Source organism: Metabacillus sp. SLBN-84, assembly GCF_053629595.1.
The window spans coordinates 2,383,779-2,402,609 of sequence record NZ_JBRJIP010000001.1; the positions used below are offsets into that span (position 1 = coordinate 2,383,779).

General features: G+C 45.4%; 15 protein-coding genes. All 15 read right to left on the minus strand.

Annotated elements, in window-relative coordinates; genetic code table 11:
* Positions 1–50: 50 nt before the first annotated feature.
* Positions 51–2,168, minus strand: coding sequence for a polyribonucleotide nucleotidyltransferase (gene pnp, locus RKD52_RS12185; RefSeq protein WP_369733142.1), 2,118 nt, complete (start codon positions 2,166–2,168; stop codon positions 51–53).
* Between the two features lie 174 nt (positions 2,169–2,342).
* A complete protein-coding gene (rpsO, locus tag RKD52_RS12190) occupies positions 2,343–2,612 on the minus strand; it encodes a 30S ribosomal protein S15 (protein WP_029281245.1) in 270 nt (89 codons plus the stop codon).
* Positions 2,613–2,736: 124 nt separating this feature from the next.
* Complete coding sequence (ribF, locus tag RKD52_RS12195) at positions 2,737–3,687, minus strand: bifunctional riboflavin kinase/FAD synthetase (protein WP_426864726.1); 951 nt, start codon at positions 3,685–3,687, stop codon at positions 2,737–2,739.
* A 36-nt stretch (positions 3,688–3,723) separates the two neighbouring features.
* On the minus strand, positions 3,724–4,635 hold the full coding sequence (gene truB / locus RKD52_RS12200; RefSeq protein ID WP_454099935.1) for a tRNA pseudouridine(55) synthase TruB: 912 nt from the start codon (positions 4,633–4,635) through the stop codon (positions 3,724–3,726).
* Positions 4,636–4,700: 65 nt separating this feature from the next.
* Positions 4,701–5,057, minus strand: a complete 357-nt coding sequence (rbfA, locus tag RKD52_RS12205; protein ID WP_029281251.1) for a 30S ribosome-binding factor RbfA — start codon at positions 5,055–5,057, stop codon at positions 4,701–4,703.
* 19 nt (positions 5,058–5,076) lie between these two features.
* Positions 5,077–5,355 carry a DUF503 domain-containing protein gene (locus tag RKD52_RS12210; RefSeq protein ID WP_282034546.1) on the minus strand — a complete coding sequence of 93 codons (279 nt, stop codon included), beginning with the start codon at positions 5,353–5,355 and terminating at the stop codon, positions 5,077–5,079.
* The gene (gene infB, locus RKD52_RS12215; protein WP_454099936.1) at positions 5,352–7,526 is read right to left on the minus strand and encodes a translation initiation factor IF-2; all 2,175 of its coding nucleotides are present in this window, start codon (positions 7,524–7,526) and stop codon (positions 5,352–5,354) included. Before infB ends, RKD52_RS12210 begins: the two co-directional genes overlap by 4 nt.
* An 18-nt stretch (positions 7,527–7,544) precedes the next feature.
* The gene (locus RKD52_RS12220; RefSeq protein ID WP_029281257.1) at positions 7,545–7,847 is read right to left on the minus strand and encodes a YlxQ family RNA-binding protein; all 303 of its coding nucleotides are present in this window, start codon (positions 7,845–7,847) and stop codon (positions 7,545–7,547) included.
* Positions 7,847–8,122, minus strand: a complete 276-nt coding sequence (rnpM, locus tag RKD52_RS12225) for an RNase P modulator RnpM (protein WP_029281259.1) — start codon at positions 8,120–8,122, stop codon at positions 7,847–7,849. The genes RKD52_RS12220 and rnpM overlap by 1 nt, the downstream gene beginning before the upstream one ends.
* Before the next feature lie 13 nt (positions 8,123–8,135).
* The gene (nusA, locus tag RKD52_RS12230) at positions 8,136–9,269 is read right to left on the minus strand and encodes a transcription termination factor NusA (protein WP_369733135.1); all 1,134 of its coding nucleotides are present in this window, start codon (positions 9,267–9,269) and stop codon (positions 8,136–8,138) included.
* A 69-nt stretch (positions 9,270–9,338) separates the two neighbouring features.
* A complete protein-coding gene (gene rimP, locus RKD52_RS12235) occupies positions 9,339–9,812 on the minus strand; it encodes a ribosome maturation factor RimP (RefSeq protein ID WP_029281263.1) in 474 nt (157 codons plus the stop codon).
* A 312-nt stretch (positions 9,813–10,124) separates the two neighbouring features.
* Positions 10,125–14,432, minus strand: coding sequence for a PolC-type DNA polymerase III (locus RKD52_RS12240; protein WP_454099937.1), 4,308 nt, complete (start codon positions 14,430–14,432; stop codon positions 10,125–10,127).
* 130 nt (positions 14,433–14,562) lie between these two features.
* Positions 14,563–16,266 (minus strand): proline--tRNA ligase, encoded by a 1,704-nt coding sequence (locus tag RKD52_RS12245; RefSeq protein ID WP_454099938.1) that lies wholly within the window; start codon positions 16,264–16,266, stop codon positions 14,563–14,565.
* Positions 16,267–16,324: 58 nt separating this feature from the next.
* On the minus strand, positions 16,325–17,587 hold the full coding sequence (gene rseP / locus RKD52_RS12250) for an RIP metalloprotease RseP (RefSeq protein WP_454099939.1): 1,263 nt from the start codon (positions 17,585–17,587) through the stop codon (positions 16,325–16,327).
* 15 nt (positions 17,588–17,602) lie between these two features.
* On the minus strand, positions 17,603–18,748 hold the full coding sequence (gene dxr, locus RKD52_RS12255; RefSeq protein ID WP_454101205.1) for a 1-deoxy-D-xylulose-5-phosphate reductoisomerase: 1,146 nt from the start codon (positions 18,746–18,748) through the stop codon (positions 17,603–17,605).
* Positions 18,749–18,831: the final 83 nt, after the last annotated feature.

Consider the following 18,831-nt stretch of genomic DNA (forward strand, 5'->3'; position numbering starts at 1 on the left):
TAAGCCAAAAAGCAAAAAGAAGCCAGACTCGATATTCTGGCTTCTACACGTTAAGAATTTTGCTTTTCTTTTTCTTTCTGTTCACGGAGAACGGCTTTTCTTGAAAGGTTGACGCGACCCTGTTTATCAATTTCAGTTACTTTGACAAGCAACTCATCACCGATTTTAACAACATCTTCAACTTTTCCGACGCGCTCTTCTGCAAGTTCAGAAATGTGTACTAAACCGTCTTTGCCATTGAAAATTTCAACGAACGCACCAAATTTTTCAACGCGTTTTACTTTACCTAAGTACAGCTGTCCTACGACTACTTCGCGGACAATGTCTTCAATAATTTGTTTCGCTTTTTGGTTCATTTCTTCGTTTGTTGAAGAGATGAAGACTGTTCCGTCTTGTTCAATGTCAATTTTCACGCCAGTTTCTTCGATGATTTTATTGATTTGTTTTCCGCTTGGTCCAATGACATCACGGATTTTATCAGGATTGATGGCCATCATCAGAATTTTTGGTGCATATGGCGAAAGCTCTGTACGCGGCTCTTTTATCGTTGCAAGCATTGACTCAAGGATTTCCATGCGGCCTTTTTTCGCCTGCAGGAGCGCTTCTTCAAGAATTTCGCGGGAAAGTCCGTCGATTTTAATATCCATTTGAAGTGCGGTAACACCTTTTGCAGTTCCAGCCACTTTAAAGTCCATGTCGCCTAAGTGATCTTCCATGCCCTGAATATCAGTAAGAACTGAATAATGATCTCCTGATTTGACAAGACCCATCGCAATACCTGCTACAGGCGCTTTAAGAGGTACACCGGCATCCATCATGGCAAGCGTGCTTGCACAGATGCTTGCCTGTGAAGTAGAACCATTTGATTCCAGAACCTCTGATACGAGACGGACTGTATAAGGGAAGTCCTTTTCTGACGGAATCACAGGTTCAAGGGCTCTTTCTCCAAGTGCCCCGTGTCCGATTTCCCGGCGTCCGGGACCGCGCATAAATCCGGTTTCCCCTACGCTGAACAGAGGGAAGTTGTAATGGTGCATAAAACGCTTCGTCTCTTCAAGGCCAAGGCCGTCAAGGATTTGAACGTCGCCAAGTGCACCTAATGTACAGATGCTCAGAGCCTGCGTCTGTCCGCGTGTAAACAGGCCGGAACCGTGTGTGCGGGAAAGCATGCCGACTTCAGAAGAAAGAGGACGGATTTCATCAACCTTACGGCCATCCGGGCGCACTTTGTCTTCTGTGATCAGGCGGCGGACTTCCTGCTTCACTAATTTAGAAAGAATCTCTTTTACCTGCTTTAAAGTGTCAGCTTCAGCTTCCTGCTCTTCGAAATGTGCAACCACTGTTTTTTTGACTTCATTGATTGCTTCTTCACGGGCATGCTTCTCCTGCACCTGAATTGCTGAAAGCAGATTTTTCTCAGCCATTTCGCGAATGCCTTTTTCAAGCTCTGCATCAAGTGTGTAAAGCTTCACTTCCGATTTTTCTTTTCCTACAGCTGCAGCAATCTCTTCCTGGAAAGCAATGAGGCGCTTAATCTCATTATGGCCGAACATGATCGCTTCAAGCATGATTTCTTCAGGCACTTCATCTGCGCCTGCTTCAACCATGTTGATTGCATCCTTCGTTCCGGCAACAACGAGGTGGATATCGCTTTTATCCATTTGCTCTACTGTTGGATTAATCACAAACTGGCTGTCTACACGGCCGACTACAACGCCTGCAATCGGGCCTTCAAACGGAATGTCTGAAACCGTCAGTGCCAGAGAAGATCCGAACATGGCTGCCATTTCAGATGAGCAGTCCTGATCCACACTCATGACGATGCTGACAACCTGAACTTCATTGCGGAATCCGTCTGCAAACAGAGGACGAAGGGGACGGTCAATCAGGCGGCTTGCAAGAATCGCTTTCTCGCTCGGACGTCCTTCTCTTTTAATAAAGCCCCCTGGAATTTTACCGACAGCGTAAAGACGCTCCTCGTAGTTGACAGTCAGCGGGAAAAAGTCGACAGTCTTAGGTTCTTTTGATGCAGTTGCCGTGCTCAGTACGGCAGTATCTCCGTAGCGGATCATGGCCGCTCCATTTGCCTGCTTTGCAAGCTGGCCGACTTCAACAGTCAGTTCTCTGCCTGCCCAGTCAATGGAGAACACTTGTTTATCTTGTCCCATATAAAAATGAACTCCTCTCATCATATGTCACAACATACAGGTATGTATTATTATGAACGATTTAAATTCAACATATCAATGTTATTCCGGTATGTAAATAGATCACGTGCAAATCCTGGTATTTTTATTTTCGTACACTAAAAAAGCGGGAATTTCTCCCGCTTTTTCAAAAGATTATCGGCGTAGACCAAGCTTGTTGATCAGGTCACGATAACGAGTTACGTCATTATTGCGCAGGTACGTCAAAAGATTACGGCGTTTACCTACCATTTTCAAAAGACCGCGACGTGAATGGTGGTCTTTCTTGTGAACACGTAAATGTCCGTTAAGATTGTTAATATCCTCAGTTAGGATAGCGATTTGAACCTCTGGAGAACCAGTGTCCGTATCATGTGTTCTGTACTCAGCGATAATTTCATTCTTACGTTCTTGAGTGATTGCCATCCTATTCACCTCCTTCATTTAAAAACCCCAATTACCGAGCAAACGTTGGTGAATCGTTTTGCCAAGCAATGGTTATAAAAGTTACAAGTATTAGAATACTATTATTCGGGCCAGAAGGCAAGCATTAATCTTGCAGTTTCTGAAAAAATTGCTCAGCGGAAGCTTTATCTTTTCCGATTTGCGTAATCAGTTCGTCAATCGAACCGAATTTCTGCTCGCTCCTGATCCGTTTATACCAGAATATAGCTACATTCTTCCCATATATCGATTTATTAAACTCGAAAATATGAACTTCTATGCTGGGCTTGAGTTTTTTATCATCATAAAATGTTGGCTTGTAGCCAATGTTGCAGACTCCGTTATAGCGTTCCCCGTCGAGTTCAAACTGAACAGCGTATACACCTGTCGGGGGAATGATATAGGCATTGTCAAGCTCGATATTGGCTGTTGGAAAGCCGATTGTTCTTCCGCGCTTATCCCCGTGAATAACCGTTCCTTTTACCCTGTGCGGCCTGTTCAGAAGCGTGCAGGCATATTCAACGTCTCCGTTTCTCAGAACCTCCCTGATGAGGGTGGAACTGATTTTGCGGTCGCGGTCTGTCTGCTTGCTGATCACTGTCTGGTCAAAAGCGCTGCGCGAGTGGAACGGCATTGTTTCCATTGTGCCTTTTCCAAGTCTCCCGTAGGAGTAATCAAAGCCGGCTACCACATGTTTGACGTTCAGATTGATAATATACTGGTCAATAAACTCCTGCGGCTGCAAAGCGGCAAAAGCTTCTGAAAAATTCACGATAAAAAGATAGTCGATCTGCAGATCCTCGATCAGTTCGATTTTGTCCGAAACTGCCGTAATGGCTTCTACATGCTGCGTATTTTTTCTAAGCACCACCGAAGGATGGGGATCAAACGTCATGACCGCACTTTTCAATCCTTTTTCATCAGCCAGTTTTCTGGCAGCGGTGATGACTTCCTGATGCCCGCGGTGCACCCCGTCGAAATAGCCAAGGGCCATTGCAAGCGGTGGAAGTTCAGTACTGTTTAAAGAGTGCGGATGTGTCAGTTTAATCGTCTTCACGCCTGGTTCACCTTTTCTGTATCAGCATTCTTCACATCAGTCAATTGCAAGGACTTTGGAAGGTTTTAGGAAGTGAGGTTTTTCAGGATGCTGCCTGTAAATAGCAAGACATGTCCCGTCTTCGCCGAACACAGCAATGGATTCCGCACCGGGGTCTGAACCTGCCGGAACCTCAAGCAGTGCGCCGTTTTTCACTTTCTTTGCTAATGTATCATTTATTGAAAGTTTCGGCAAATGATTTAAAGCTGTTCCAATCGGGATCAAAAGCTCCTGCAGACGGTTTTCATCTGCCGCCTTTTCAATATTTTCAAAGGTATGGCATTGGTCAATGGTAAATGAGCCTGAGCCTGTCCGTACGAGATGGGACATGTGGGCCGGATAGCCGAGGTGTTCGCCGATCATGACAGCAAGCGTTCTCACATACGTTCCTTTAGAGCATGAAACTCTGAAGCGGAAAGAGGCTGTTTCTCCGCCGGACTGCACATTTGACAGCAATGTCATCTCATGAACGGTGATCTTTCTTGAAGGGCGCTCAATTGTCTGTCCTGCGCGTGCGTATTCATACAGCTTTTTGCCTCCGATTTTGACAGCAGAGTACATAGGCGGCACTTGATCAATCTCACCCGTCAGGCTGCTGAGGGCCTCAAGGGCCATTTCATCTGTAATCATTTCATTGACGGCTTTTTTTTCAACTATTTCACCGGACGCATCCTCTGTTTCGGTTGATATGCCGATGGTCACTTCTGCCTCATAGGTTTTTGACTCTGCCGTTAAATACTCGACGATCTTTGTTGCGCGGCCAAGACACACAGGCAAAACACCCGTTACATCCGGGTCAAGCGTGCCGGTGTGACCCACCTTTTTCGTTTTAGCAATTCTTCTCATTTTCGCGACACAGTCGTGGGATGTCATTCCTGCAGGCTTATGTATTAATAAAACACCTTCCATGGAACATGTTCCGCCTTTCTGTCTGCAGGCTAAACGAAAAGGATAGACAGATGTCTATCCTTTCTTCAGTCTTCCTGCTTGTTTTCCTGGTTGATTTCGTGAATCAGCGTTTCGATCCGGTTGCCGTAGTCAACCGATTCATCAAATTCAAAAAGAATCTCAGGTGTCTTTCTGAGCCTGATGCGCTGTCCGATTTCAGAACGGATAAACCCTTTGGCTTTTGCGAGGCCTTTTAGAGTATTTTCTCTCTTTTCCGCGTCGCCAAGAACTGAAATATAGACTTTTGCAATTTGAAGGTCTCCCGAAACTCTAACATCAGTTACTGTTACGAAACCGATGCGCGGGTCCTTGATTTTGCGGCTGATGATCTCACCAAGTTCTTTTTTCATTTGCTCGCCGACTCTGTTTGCTCTTAAACTCATGCTTTCTTTCACCTCACCGTTAAAACCAATCAAACGAGGTTACAGTGCGCTCAATTTCCGGAAACGAATCAATCATGGCAAGAGCCTTGTGAATTTCTTTTTCCGTCTGAACTTTACTTGATGTCACGGCAGCTATACCAATCTTTGTCCTCTGCCATGTATCCTGAAAATCAATTTCTGAAACAGAGACATTCAGTCTCTGCTTCAGTCTCATTAAAACACGCTGTAAAACGGCCCGTTTGTCTTTCAGCGAGCGTGCGTCATAAATGATGCATTCGCACTCCGCATATCCAATCACTTGCGTTCGATCTCTTCCATTACGTAAGCTTCAATGACGTCTCCTTCTTTAATGTCATTGAAGTTTTTAATGGTAATACCGCACTCGTAGTTCTGTGCTACTTCTTTCACATCATCTTTGAAGCGTTTCAGGGCATCCACTTCGCCTTCAAACACGACGATGCCGTCGCGGATTACGCGGATGCTGCTGTCACGTGTGATTTTGCCGTCCGTTACATATGAACCGGCGATGGTGCCGATTTTAGAAACTTTAATCGTCTGGCGGACTTCAACCTGACCGATTACTTTTTCTTCGAATTCCGGATCAAGCATACCCTTCATGGCAGCTTCAATTTCTTCGATGACTTTATAAATGATGCGGTGAAGGCGAATGTCAACATTTTCGGCATCAGCCGTTCTCTTAGCATTTCCATCAGGGCGGACATTAAATCCGATGATGATGGCATTAGATGCCGATGCAAGGATGACATCAGATTCGGTGATCGCACCGACTCCGGTCATGATGATTTTCACTTTTACGCCTTCAACATCAATTTTATTAAGAGATGCTGCAAGTGCTTCGGCAGAACCTTGTACGTCAGCTTTAACAATCAGGTTGATATCTTTAATATCTCCCTGCTTGATTTGCTCGAACAAGTCGTCAAGGCTTAGTTTTGCGCCTTCTCTGCGCTGTTCGTCGATTTGTTTGCTCGCACGGGCTTCACCGACCTGGCGCGCTTTTTTCTCATCAGCAAATACCATGAACTGGTCGCCTGCCTGAGGAACATCGTTCAATCCGGTAATTTCTACAGGAGTTGACGGGCCGACTTCTTTCACGCGTCTTCCAAGATCATTGACCATCGCACGGACGCGTCCGTATGTGTTGCCGACTACAATGGAATCCCCGACGCGGAGTGTGCCGTTTTGGACAAGCAGAGTGGCAACAGAACCGCGGCCTTTATCAAGCTGCGCTTCAATAACCGTACCTGTTGCAGAACGGTTTGGATTTGCTTTCCACTCTTCTACTTCACTTACAAGAAGAATCATCTCAAGCAGTTCTTCAATACCGTCACCGGAAAGTGCTGACAGCGGAACAAAAATGGTATCTCCGCCCCATGCTTCAGCAACAAGACCGTATTCAGTCAGCTCCTGCATCACGCGGTCAGGATTTGCTGCTTCTTTATCCATTTTGTTGACTGCTACGATAATCGGCACTTCAGCTGCTTTTGCATGGCTGATTGCTTCAACTGTCTGAGGCATAACACCGTCGTCAGCTGCAACAACAAGAATAGTGATGTCCGTTACTTGAGCTCCGCGTGCACGCATCGTTGTAAACGCCGCATGTCCCGGTGTATCAAGGAAGGTAATTTTCTTATCGTTGACAACAACCTGGTATGCACCGATATGCTGTGTGATTCCGCCAGCCTCGCCTGCTGTTACCTTCGTGTTTCGGATCGAGTCAAGAAGCGTTGTTTTACCGTGGTCAACGTGACCCATGATCGTTACAACAGGAGGACGGATTTGAAGCTGTTCTTCCTGATCCGCAGTTTCATAGCCTTCAAATTCTGTCACGTCAAAAACGATGATTTCTTCAACTTCTACACCGTATTCACCCGCAATCAGCTCAATTGAATCTTTGTCAAGATCCTGGTTGATTGTGGCCATTACTCCAAGCATAAAGAGCTTTTTAATGATTTCTGAAGGCTCTTTATGAAGCTTTGATGCAAGTTCGCCTACTGTCAGGCTGCCAGTAAACGTAATTTTGCTCGGCAGTTCTTTTTTAGGCTGAACCGGAGCTGCTCCCTGTGGTCTGCGCTGATTGCCTCCGCGCTTATTGCCGCCGCCGGGTTTTTTTGCTTGATTGTTTGTTTTTCCTTTATTGAAAGGCTTGTTGCCGCCTTTGTTTGCTGGTTTATTTGTATTAGCTGGTTTATTTGTATTAGCTGGTTTGTTGTTAGTATTCTCTTGTTTTTGCATAGGCGTTTTGTGATCTTCCCTTTGTTTGACAGAAATTGATTTAGATGGTTCTTTTTTATCTGCCTTGTATTTTCCGTCCAGTTTAACAATAACATGATCGTCAATCGTTGACATGTGGTTGCTGACTTCTACATTCATGCTCTGCAGGGCTGTTATGACATCCTTGCTAGAGATGTTCTGTTTTTTTGCATATTCGTATACTCTCATTTTCGTCACATGGTCACCCCCAGGAAATTAATCGAGCAAGGTTTTCATTTTAGAGGCAAAGCCTGAATCGACGATTGCCACAACGACCCGGGCATCTTTGCCAATCGCCTGGCCAAGCATATGCCGGTCCGGGACCGAAACAACAGGAATACGATAATAGCTGCATTTGTCATGTACCTTTTTGGCCGTATTATCTGATGCATCCAGAGAGAGAAGAACGAGTTTCGCGCGGGACTGCCGCACTTCTTTAATGACAAGCTCTTCCCCCGAAACAATTTTTCTTGCCCGATTTGCAAGGCCCAGTAAGGACATCCATTGCTGTTTTGACATTAATGGTTCTCCTTTTCAGCCAGCTGAAGCAATTCTTCATAGATGCTGTCTTCAATTTTCACTTGCAGGTGGTTTGCGAGGACATTTTTCTTCTTCGCCTGCAAAATAGCGTCTTTATCAAGAGAGAGGTATGCTCCCCGCCCGTTTTTCTTCCCGGTGGGATCGACGGAGACTTCGCCTTCTTTTGAACGGACAATACGAACAAGTTCTTTTTTAGGTTTCATTTCTCCAGTTGCCACGCATTTGCGGAGCGGAACTTTTCTTTGATTGTTCACATTGCCTCACCTCTTACTTGTCTAGTTCGTCATCACTGAAGGAAAAAAGCGGCTCGTCATCTTCGCTGTCTTCAAGCGGGACATTTGCTCCGGCACGAGGGTAGATACCCATTTGAACAGCATCTGATTCACTCTTAATATCAATTTTCCAGTTTGTCAGTTTGGCTGCAAGGCGGGCATTCTGGCCTCTTTTTCCAATTGCGAGGGAAAGCTGGTAATCAGGCACAACAACTGTTGTCGCCTTTTCTTCCTCGTTTACATTGACGTCAAGAACTTTGGAAGGGCTTAAGGCATTGGCAACAAATTCGACCGGATCATTCGACCAGTTGACGATGTCGATTTTTTCACCCTTCAGCTCGTTTACAATCGCCTGAACACGCTGGCCTTTAGGTCCAACACATGAGCCGACTGGATCAACTTCTGAATTCTCCGAGTAAACAGAGATTTTCGAACGGTCGCCTGCTTCACGGGCTACAGATTTAATTTCAACGGTTCCGTCATAGATCTCGGGAACTTCAATTTCAAATAAACGCTTCAGCAGGCCCGGATGAGTGCGCGAAACGAAAATTTGGGGACCCTTTGTAGTTTTTTCCACTTTCGTGATAAAAACTTTAATGCGGTCATGGGGCTTGTATTTTTCGTTCGGCATTTGTTCGCTTACAGGAAGAAGCGCTTCGATTTTGCCCAGGCTGACGTAGATGAACTTGGAATCGATGCGCTGCACGATTCCTGTCATAATATCTTCTTCGCGGTCAACGAATTCAGAGTAAATGACTCCGCGTTCTGCTTCGCGCACGCGCTGAGTGACAACCTGCTTCGCCGTTTGGGCTGCTATGCGGCCGAAATCCTTTGGCGTTACTTCCATTTCCATCACATCATTTACCTGATAGCTCGGATTGACGCTTTGGGCTTCTTCAACAGAAACTTCAAGTCTTGGATCATATACTTCATCCACGACATCTTTTCTTGCAAAGACTCTCATTGATCCTGTGTCGCGGTTAAGATCCACGCGCACATTCTGCGCCTGATTGAAATTTCGTTTATAAGCCGAGATCAAAGCAGCTTCAATTGCTTCAATGATCACTTCTTTGCTGATGCCCTTTTCTTTTTCAAGGATGGTTAAGGCATCCAGTAATTCATTACTCATTTTAACGGTTTCCCCCTTATCCATATAGCAGAAATACTTGCATCCTGCTTTTCATTTCATAAAAACAAGTTAATTGAAGGTGACAGCAAGTCTTGCGCTGGCAACTTTTTCGTATGGAATCTGAATTTGTTTTTTCCGGGTCTTAATTGTGACTGTTACAACGACGTGTTCTCCGTCAAATCCAGTCAGCTCGCCTTCAAAAACTTTTGAGCCTTCGAAAGGTTCATATGTTTTGATGTACACATTTTTACCAATCGATTTTTCGAAGTCAGCTTCTTTTTTAAGCGGGCGTTCAGCACCGGGAGATGAAACTTCGAGGAAATAATTTTGTTCGATCGGATCTGTTTCATCCAGCTTTTCGCTGAGCTTTTCGCTGACAATCGCACAATGCTCAATATCAATTCCATCGCTTGAGTCTATGAATACGCGAAGAAACCATTCTTTTCCTTCTTTAACAAATTCAATATCCACTAATTCCAATGTTAATTCATCTAAAATCGGCGTCACTAGTTCGGCAACGATTTCAGTAACTTTTTTGCTCATCCCGTTCCTCCTTGTGAAATAGAAGCAAATATAGCTTTTAGCTGCTGAAAAACCCTGCTTCATATTGAGCAGGGAATGTATGTACTAAACACGCGATCCGAATGAAGAGACACAAAATATCTCTACTCAATACGAAAGAGTGGGTTTCCCCACTCTCTGCCTCTAACTATCGTTAGCATTTCCATAAAGAATATAACATAACCGGCCATTTATTGCAAATTAAAATCATAGACTGTTCAAGGTTCTGAGCCAAATTGCAAGAAAAAACCGCCGGTACGGCACCGGTAATTTTCTCCTGTTTCAGGCCGGTCATTAAAACAGCGAAAGCTGATTCTGGTCAGGGAGCGACTCCAGACATCCCTGGTTCGTCAGGTATTCAATAATCGTCTTGGATACTTTTCCCCGCTGCTGAAGGTCTTCTTTTGAAAGGAACTCCCCTTCTTCTCTTGCTTTTACAATGTTGATGGCCGCATTTGTCCCAAGTCCCGGAATTGAATTAAAAGGCGGGATGAGCGAATTGCCGTCGATCAGGAAATCTGTTGCACTTGAGCGGTAAAGGTCGACCTTCTGGAAGGAGTACCCCCGCTCGCACATTTCAAGTGCCAGTTCAAGGACAGTCAGCAAACTTTTTTCCTTAGGAGATGCTTCAAGCCCTTTCTGGTTAATCTCCTCAATTCGCGCCCTGATTGCAGCAGAACCCTTTGCCATGCTTTCTACGTCAAAATCATCTGCGCGGACGGTAAAATACGCAGAATAATAAAGAAGCGCATGATGGACTTTAAAGTAGGCGATGCGGACTGCCATTAATACATAGGCAGCTGCGTGGGCCTTCGGGAACATATATTTGATTTTCAGGCAGGACCCAATGTACCAGTCAGGCACATTATTTTTTTTCATCTCTTCAACCATATCAGGCGTCAGGCCTTTTCCTTTACGGACAGATTCCATAATTTTAAAGGCGAATGATGGCTCAAGCCCCTGATAAATCAAATAAACCATAATATCATCACGGCATCCGATTACCTCACTCAGAGTGCATGTATTGTCATGGATCAGCTCCTGCGCATTGCCGAGCCATACATCTGTTCCATGAGAAAGGCCGGATATCTGGACAAGCTCTGAGAAGGTTGTCGGTTTCGTATCTTCAAGCATCTGTCGGACAAATCTCGTTCCGAATTCGGGAATGCCGAGGGTGCCGGTTTTGCACATGATCTGCTCTTCTGTTACGCCGAGTGATTCTGTGCCGCTGAAGATCTTCATAACTTCCTTATCATCTGTAGGAATTGTTTTAGGATCTATTCCGCTCAGGTCCTGAAGCATCCTGATGACCGTCGGATCATCGTGTCCGAGGATATCTAGCTTCAGAAGATTATCGTGTATGGAATGGAAGTCGAAGTGAGTTGTTTTCCATTCCGCACCGGTGGCATCTGCCGGAAACTGAATCGGCGAAAAATCATAAATGTCCATATAGTCAGGCACGACGATAATACCGCCCGGATGCTGCCCTGTGCTTCGTTTTACACCTGTGCACCCCTGCACGAGACGGTCAACTTCTGCATTCCGGAGCATGAGGTTGTTATCTCCCGCATACCCCTTGACATAGCCGTAAGCCGTTTTCTCTGCTACGGTGCCGATTGTTCCTGCACGGTATACATTATCTTCGCCAAACAGTTCTTTTGTGTAGTTGTGGGCTCTTGGCTGGTATTCTCCCGAAAAGTTCAAATCGATATCAGGAACCTTATCTCCTTTAAATCCAAGGAACGTTTCAAACGGGATGTCATGGCCGTCTTTATGGTATTTTGCCCCGCATTCCGGGCAATCCTTGTTCGGAAGGTCAAAACCCGATCCGACAGATCCGTCGTTGAAAAATTCCGAGTGCTTGCAGTCAGGGCATACATAATGCGGCGGCAGAGGATTCACTTCGGTAATCTCTGTCATCGTTGCAACGAGCGACGATCCGACGGAACCCCGGGATCCTACTAGATAGCCGTCATCAAGCGACTTTTTAACAAGCTTATGGGAAATGAGGTAAATAACCGCAAATCCATGGCCGATGATGCTCTTTAGTTCTTTTTCAAGTCTTGCTTCCACAATTTCCGGGAGATTGTCCCCGTAGATGCTTCTCGCCATCCCGTAGCTCATATCGCGGATTTCCTGGTCAGCACCTTCGATTTTTGGCGTATACAGGTCGTCCTTGATCGGTTTAATGTCATCGATCATAGCCGACACTTTATGAGTGTTGTCAATGACAATTTCACGGGCTTTTTCTTTTCCGAGAAAATCAAAGCAGTCAAGCATCTCGTTCGTTGAACGGAAATGCACATTCGGAAGCTCATGGCGGTTAAGCGGATTTGCCCCGCCCTGCGAACTTACAAGGATTTTCCGGTAAATCTTGTCCTCCGGTTGAAGATAATGCACGTTTCCGGTTGCAACAACAGGCTTTTCAAGCTTTTCGCCAAGACTGACAAGATTTGAGATAATTTCTTTCAGCGCCATTTCATCCCTTATATATTCCATCTGGATTAAATGACGGTATACCTCAGGCGGCTGAACTTCGATGTAGTCATAAAATGCTGCAATGTCTTCCACTTCTTCAGGGGATTTTTGCATCATGCCTTCGAATACTTCACCGCGGTCGCATGCCGATCCGACAATGATCCCTTCCCGGTGTTTGACAAGCTGTGATCTCGGGATGCGCGCAACTCTGTAAAAATAATCTATATGGGACATGGAAACGAGTTTAAACAGGTTTTTCAGTCCCGTTTCATTCTGGGCAAGAAGAATGGCATGATACGGACGAGCCCGCTGGTAAGCATTGCCCTGGCCCATATTGTCATTCAGCTGCAGGTGATTTTCAATTCCCTTTTCAGCTGCATCCTTGAGCATGCGCAAAAGAAGATATCCGGTTGCTTCAGCATCATAAATGGCGCGGTGATGCTGGGTAAGCTCAATGTCGAATTTCTTGGCAAGTGTATTCAGCCTGTGGCTTTTCATCTCGGGATAAAGGAAGCGTCCAAGTTCAAGCGTATCTATGACTGGGTTTGCAGCCTTCCCGCTGCCAAGCAGCTTTTTGTAGCCTACATTCAAAAAGCCCATATCAAAGCTTGCATTATGCGCAACGAGTATGTCGTCCCCGGTCCACTCTTTAAACCGGCGAAGCACTTCATCCACATCCGGGGCGTTTGCCACCATATCATCGGTGATTCCCGTCAAATCAATCGTAGTAGCCGACAGCCGGTGATGGGGATTGGCGAATGACTCAAACCGGTCAATGATTTCACCGTCTCTGATTTTCACGGCAGCCAGTTCAATAATCGTGTCATAAACAGCGGAAAGACCTGTCGTCTCAACGTCAAATACAACATAGGTCGCTTCAGGCAAAAAGCGGTCCTGCGGGTTGTAGGCAATCGGAACTCCGTCATCCACCAGATTGATTTCCACACCGTAAAGAATCTTGATGCCGTTTTTCTTTCCTGCCGAATAGGCTTCAGGAAAAGACTGCGCCACTGCATGATCTGTAATTGCAATTGCCGGATGGCCCCACTTTTTAGCCTGTCCGACAAGGGAGCCGACTGATGACACGGCATCCATCTGGCTCATCGGACTGTGAAGATGAAGTTCGATCCGCTTTTCTTCCGAAGTATCCTGTCTGACTTCCGGTTTGATCTCGTTGATATCATTTGCAATCATGACAAGATCTCTTACAAACGTATCGTTTTGGATGCTTCCGCGCACTTTCACCCACATGCCCTTTTTCAATGTTTGAAGCAGTGCCGCATCCTCTTTATCACGGGCAAACATTTTCACGAGAATGGAGTTTGTGTAGTCTGTTATTTTAAAGGTGCTGAGCGTTCTGCCGCTTCTTAGTTCTCTTGTTTCTGCATCAAACACATAGCCTTGAACGGTGATGCGGCGCTCTTCATCTTCGATTGTATCAATCTGCTTGATTTCTTCGTCATTTTTTATGGCATATCCGATCATCAGCGGACCTTGAGGAGCTTCATCCTGCTCTTTGTCTTTCTTCTCCATTTCCGTGATGGCGAGCATGACTTTTTCCTGATCCTCGAGTTTTTTCTTCTCCTGGAACTGTGCGATTTCTTCTTTCGAAATAGTCGTCACTGTATCGAATTGGAGGGACGGAAACCCGTACTGCGAAAAGCTGTCCTGAAGCAGCGGCGTATATTTTTTCTTAATGGCCATTGCTTCTGTTTCATTTTTCGTTTTAATGATCAGTTTGACCCCCTGCACTTCAGGAGTCTGTTCATTTAAAAGGGACAGCATGGGAGGAGAGATGCCCTCCAGCTCCTGAACACAAACCGACCAGTAGTCTGCAACGAGTTTATCATTGAACGACTGATCTTGGACCGTCAGCTGAAAGGTTACATCTGCAATATGAGAAAATGCTTTTGTCAGCTTTGCCTGAAAAAGGCGGTATGCATCAAATGGGAGGATTTTTTGAAAGGAAAACTGAAACTCCCATTTTTTCTGCTGTTTTAAAACAGTCAGTTTTGTAATGGCACCTTCAGAGAAAAACGGATAAACCGTATCTTCTGTCAGCCCGATTTGCTGAAGCAGAAGGTGAAATCGTTCTTTTTGAGCCTTGAGACGCTCTTCTTGCATGTCTGATTTTTCCCTCCTTGAAATTTTGTCCATCATAATTGAAGGTACCTCGCACTGAGCGGGGTACCTTGTCAATTTGTTATTCACTTACTCTATCATACCATAGATGAACTTTTGGCATCACTGGTTTTTACTTCTGAAGCAGCCTTGAAATCGTTTCATGCAGATCTGAGAGAGATACGTCCATACTCTCTCCTGTTTTGCGCTCTTTTACTTCCACGATGCCGTCTTCGGCCTGTTTTCCAACTACGATTCTGACAGGAATGCCTATCAGATCAGAGTCGGCAAATTTAACCCCTGCGCGTTCGATTCTGTCATCATAAAGAACTTCAAATCCAGCTTCTAAAAGCTCAGCATACAGTTTTTCGCCAAGAGAAGACTGCGCATCCTGTTTTGCATTTGCTGTGATCAGGTGGACTTGGAACGGCGCAACAGCAGCCGGCCAGACAATACCCTTATCGTCATTATACTGCTCAACAATAGCAGCTAATGTTCTTGAAACGCCAATGCCGTAACAGCCCATAATCATCGGCTGCGCTCTGCCGTTTTCATCAAGGAACGTCGCATTCATTGCTTCACTGTAGCGTGTTCCAAGTTTGAATACATGTCCCACTTCAATTCCTTTGGCAAACTGAATCGTTCCTTCTCCGTCCGGTGAAGCGTCTCCCTCTTCAATGAAACGAAGGTCAGCATACTGGCTGACAGCTGCGTCACGATCTAGATTAACGCCTGTATAATGATAATTTTCTTCACCTGCGCCGCAAACGCCGTTTACAACGGACTGAACCGCATGATCGGCAATAATCTCAATTGCAGAATCTGCTCCCACAGGGCCGACAAAACCTGGCAGAACTCCTGCCGCCTGCTTCGTTTCTTCAGGTGTCGCAAGTTCGACAACTGATGCCCCGTAAAGGTTTTTGATTTTTATATCGTTGATTTCGTGATCGCCGCGTGCAAGCACCATCACAAATTTTTCGTCCACTTTAAAAACAAGAGATTTAATCAGCTTCTCTTTTTCGACGTTCAGGTAATCAGCTACTTCTTCAATCGTTCTTTGATTTGGTGTTTCTGTTTTTACAAGGTCCTGCTGTTCTTCACTGCTTTTCTCATATTGAGTAATAACAGGAGCCATCTCTACATTGGCAGCATAGGACGATGTGTCTGAATAGGCAATTGTATCTTCGCCGACGTCAGACAAAACCATGAACTCATGGGTGTCTTTTCCGCCCATGGCACCAGAATCAGCAATAACTGCCCGGTAGTTCAGGCCGCAGCGTGAAAACACATTGCTGTATGCCTGAAACATCTTTTCATACACTTCATCAAGACTTTCAAACGAAGCATGGAAAGAATAGGCATCTTTCATAATGAACTCGCGGCCGCGCAGAAGTCCAAATCGGGGACGCTTTTCATCCCTGAATTTCGACTGAATCTGATACAGATTCAAAGGAAGTCTCTTATAGGACTTAACTTCGTCGCGCACAAGAGATGTAATAACCTCTTCATGTGTGGCGCCAAGTGCAAATTCACGGCTGTGCCTGTCTTTCATTCTCATAAGCTCAGGGCCGTATGTGTACCATCTGCCGGATTCCTGCCAAAGTTCTGACTGCTGGAGTGCAGGCATAAGCAGTTCGGCTGAGCCTGCACGGTTCATCTCTTCTCGTACAATCTGCTCAATTTTTTTAAGAACAATAGAGGCAAGCGGCAAATAACTGTAGATTCCGCTCGCATTTTGCCGCATGTAGCCTGCCCGGAGCAAAAGCTGGTGGCTTTTAATATCCGCATCTGCAGGCACTTCTCTTAAAGTAGGAATAAACGTCATACTCTGTTTCATCTAAAGCACCTCTATTTAAGTAATTAAAACTCGCTTTTTTCAGCTGGCTGCAGCCGTTTTATAAAAAGAACCGCTGAATGTCATTCCACGTTACGACAAGCATCAGGAGCATCAGCAGCGCAAACCCGATAAAATGGACAACGCCCTCTTTCTGGCGGTCAATCGGTTTCCCTCTAAGCGCTTCAACAAGGAAAAAGAGCAGTCTTCCACCGTCAAGAGCCGGAATTGGAAGAAGGTTGACGATACCGAGATTAATGCTCAGGATCGCAGCCCAGCTCATCAAATTAATGACGCCCGTTTTTGCTACTTGATCTGTCATATCATAAATGCCGACAGGGCCTGAAAGCATATCAATGGAAAACTGGCCTGTGATCAGCTTGCCAAGTCCGAGGACAATTTCTTTTGTCCAGTTAAATGTCTCTGTGACACCGTAAGTTAATGAACCGATAAACGATTTCTCTACCGGATTATAGGCTCCGATTCTGCCGATGGTTTCCTCACCGACTTTGCTCGCTTCAGGGATGACCTCGATTTCAAGATCCTGCCCGCCGCGATTCACGCTGAAGGTAAGCTCCTGTTCAGGGTTTGACTGAATAACAGATACCACCTGCTTCCAGGAAGACATCACTTTGCCCTCAATGGCCGTAATCTCATCTCCCTCTTTTAAGCCTGATTCAGCGGCAGAGCCGTCTTCTGTCAATTTTCCAAGGACAGGCTCGTTTATTGGAGCTCCCTGAATAAAACCAAGAGAGAAAAGCAGGACAAACGCAAGGATAAAGTTCATCAGCGGGCCTGCAATAATCGCAGCCGTTCTCTGGCCGAGTGTTTTTGAACCGAACTGGCGGTTAAAAGGCGCAATTTGCACTTCTGATCCATCTACGATAAAGAATGAACGCTCGCTGACATCAAAATGCTTAAGCACTTCATCTTCTTCGCCCTGTTCATACCCTGAGATGAACATTTTGTGCTCAAGGTCTGCCTGTTCGACTTCTATGACTCTTGCACGGGGGTATTTTTCTTTATTATTCAGAATAATTTTTTCAACTTGATCCTGTTTGTTAAAGAGCAGTCCGACATTATATCCGGGCTTAACCTCTATCATTTCAGGGTCTTCGCCGGCCATCCGGACAAATCCGCCCAAAGGAAGAAGTCTGATCGTATAGACCGTCTCATTTTTTGTAAAAGAAAAGATTTTCGGGCCGAATCCAATCGCAAACTCACGGCAAAGAATACCCGCACGTTTAGCTAAAACGAGATGTCCAAGCTCATGAAAGAAAACGAGCGCCCCAAAAATAACAACAAACGCCAAAACGGTATTCACGTTTCATGACCACCTTTATGAATAGAATGATTGAACAAATTCTCTTGTCTCTTTGTCCACTTCTTGAATGATATGCAGATTCGGGTCTGTTATCACACAATGTTTTGAAAGTGCCCTCTCAATCAGGTCTTCGATTTGAAGAAACTTAATTTTCCCTTTCAGAAAAGCGGCCACAGCTTCTTCATTTGCAGCGTTCAGGACAGTCGGCATCGTTCCTCCAATTTTACCTGAGTCATAAGCAAATTGTAAGCAGCGGTACCGTTCAAAATCAGCTTTTTCAAAGTGGAGCTTGCCCGCCTCCCATAAATTCAGCTGTTTCGTATCCGGCATCGGCAACCGTTCAGGATAAGACAGGGCATATTGAATCGGCACTCTCATATCAGGTGTTCCAAGCTGGGCAATGACGCTGCGGTCATGAAATTCAGCCATGGAATGGATAATGCTTTCTTTGTGCAGCAGCACATCGATCTTTTCATACGGCAGGTCAAACAGCCAGTGCGCTTCAATGACTTCAAGACCTTTGTTCATCATTGTTGCAGAGTCAATCGTGATTTTAGCTCCCATCGACCAGTTCGGATGGTTAAGGGCTTCTTCCACCGTGACATTTTCAAGGTCCTCCCGCTTTCTGTCACGGAAGCTCCCTCCGGAAGCAGTAATAATAAGCCGCTCCAAAGATTTGGGATTCTCACCCTGAAGACATTGAAAAATAGCTGAATGCTCGCTGTCTACAGGCAGGAGCTCCACATTGTATGTTTTCGCATGAGCCGTTACAAGATGTCCTGCCGTTACAAGTGTTTCTTTATTGGCAATGGCTATCGTTTTTTTGCATTCAATTGCTTTTAATGTCGGCAGAAGACCGACGCTCCCCATAACAGCATTAACCAGGATGTCTGCTTCAGGCAAAACGGCAGCTTCAATCAAGCCTTCTTCGCCAAAAGCAAAAGACACGTCCGGAAATTCACTTTTCAGCTGTGAATAGGCATCAAAGTCATTTACTGCCACTAAACGGGGCGAAAACTCAATAATTGCTTTTCTGCCTAAAGTAAGGTTGCTTCCAAATGACATGGAAACTAGCTGGAATTGTTCCGGATGAGCCTTAATGACATCAAGTGTCTGCTGTCCGATTGAACCTGTTGCACCCAATAAACTGATTCTCTTCACCATGTCACTCCCCATTCGTCTGCTGCAGATCTCTGTATATCTGGATTGTGCAAATAACGTGCGAATCCCTGCACCTCTCAAGT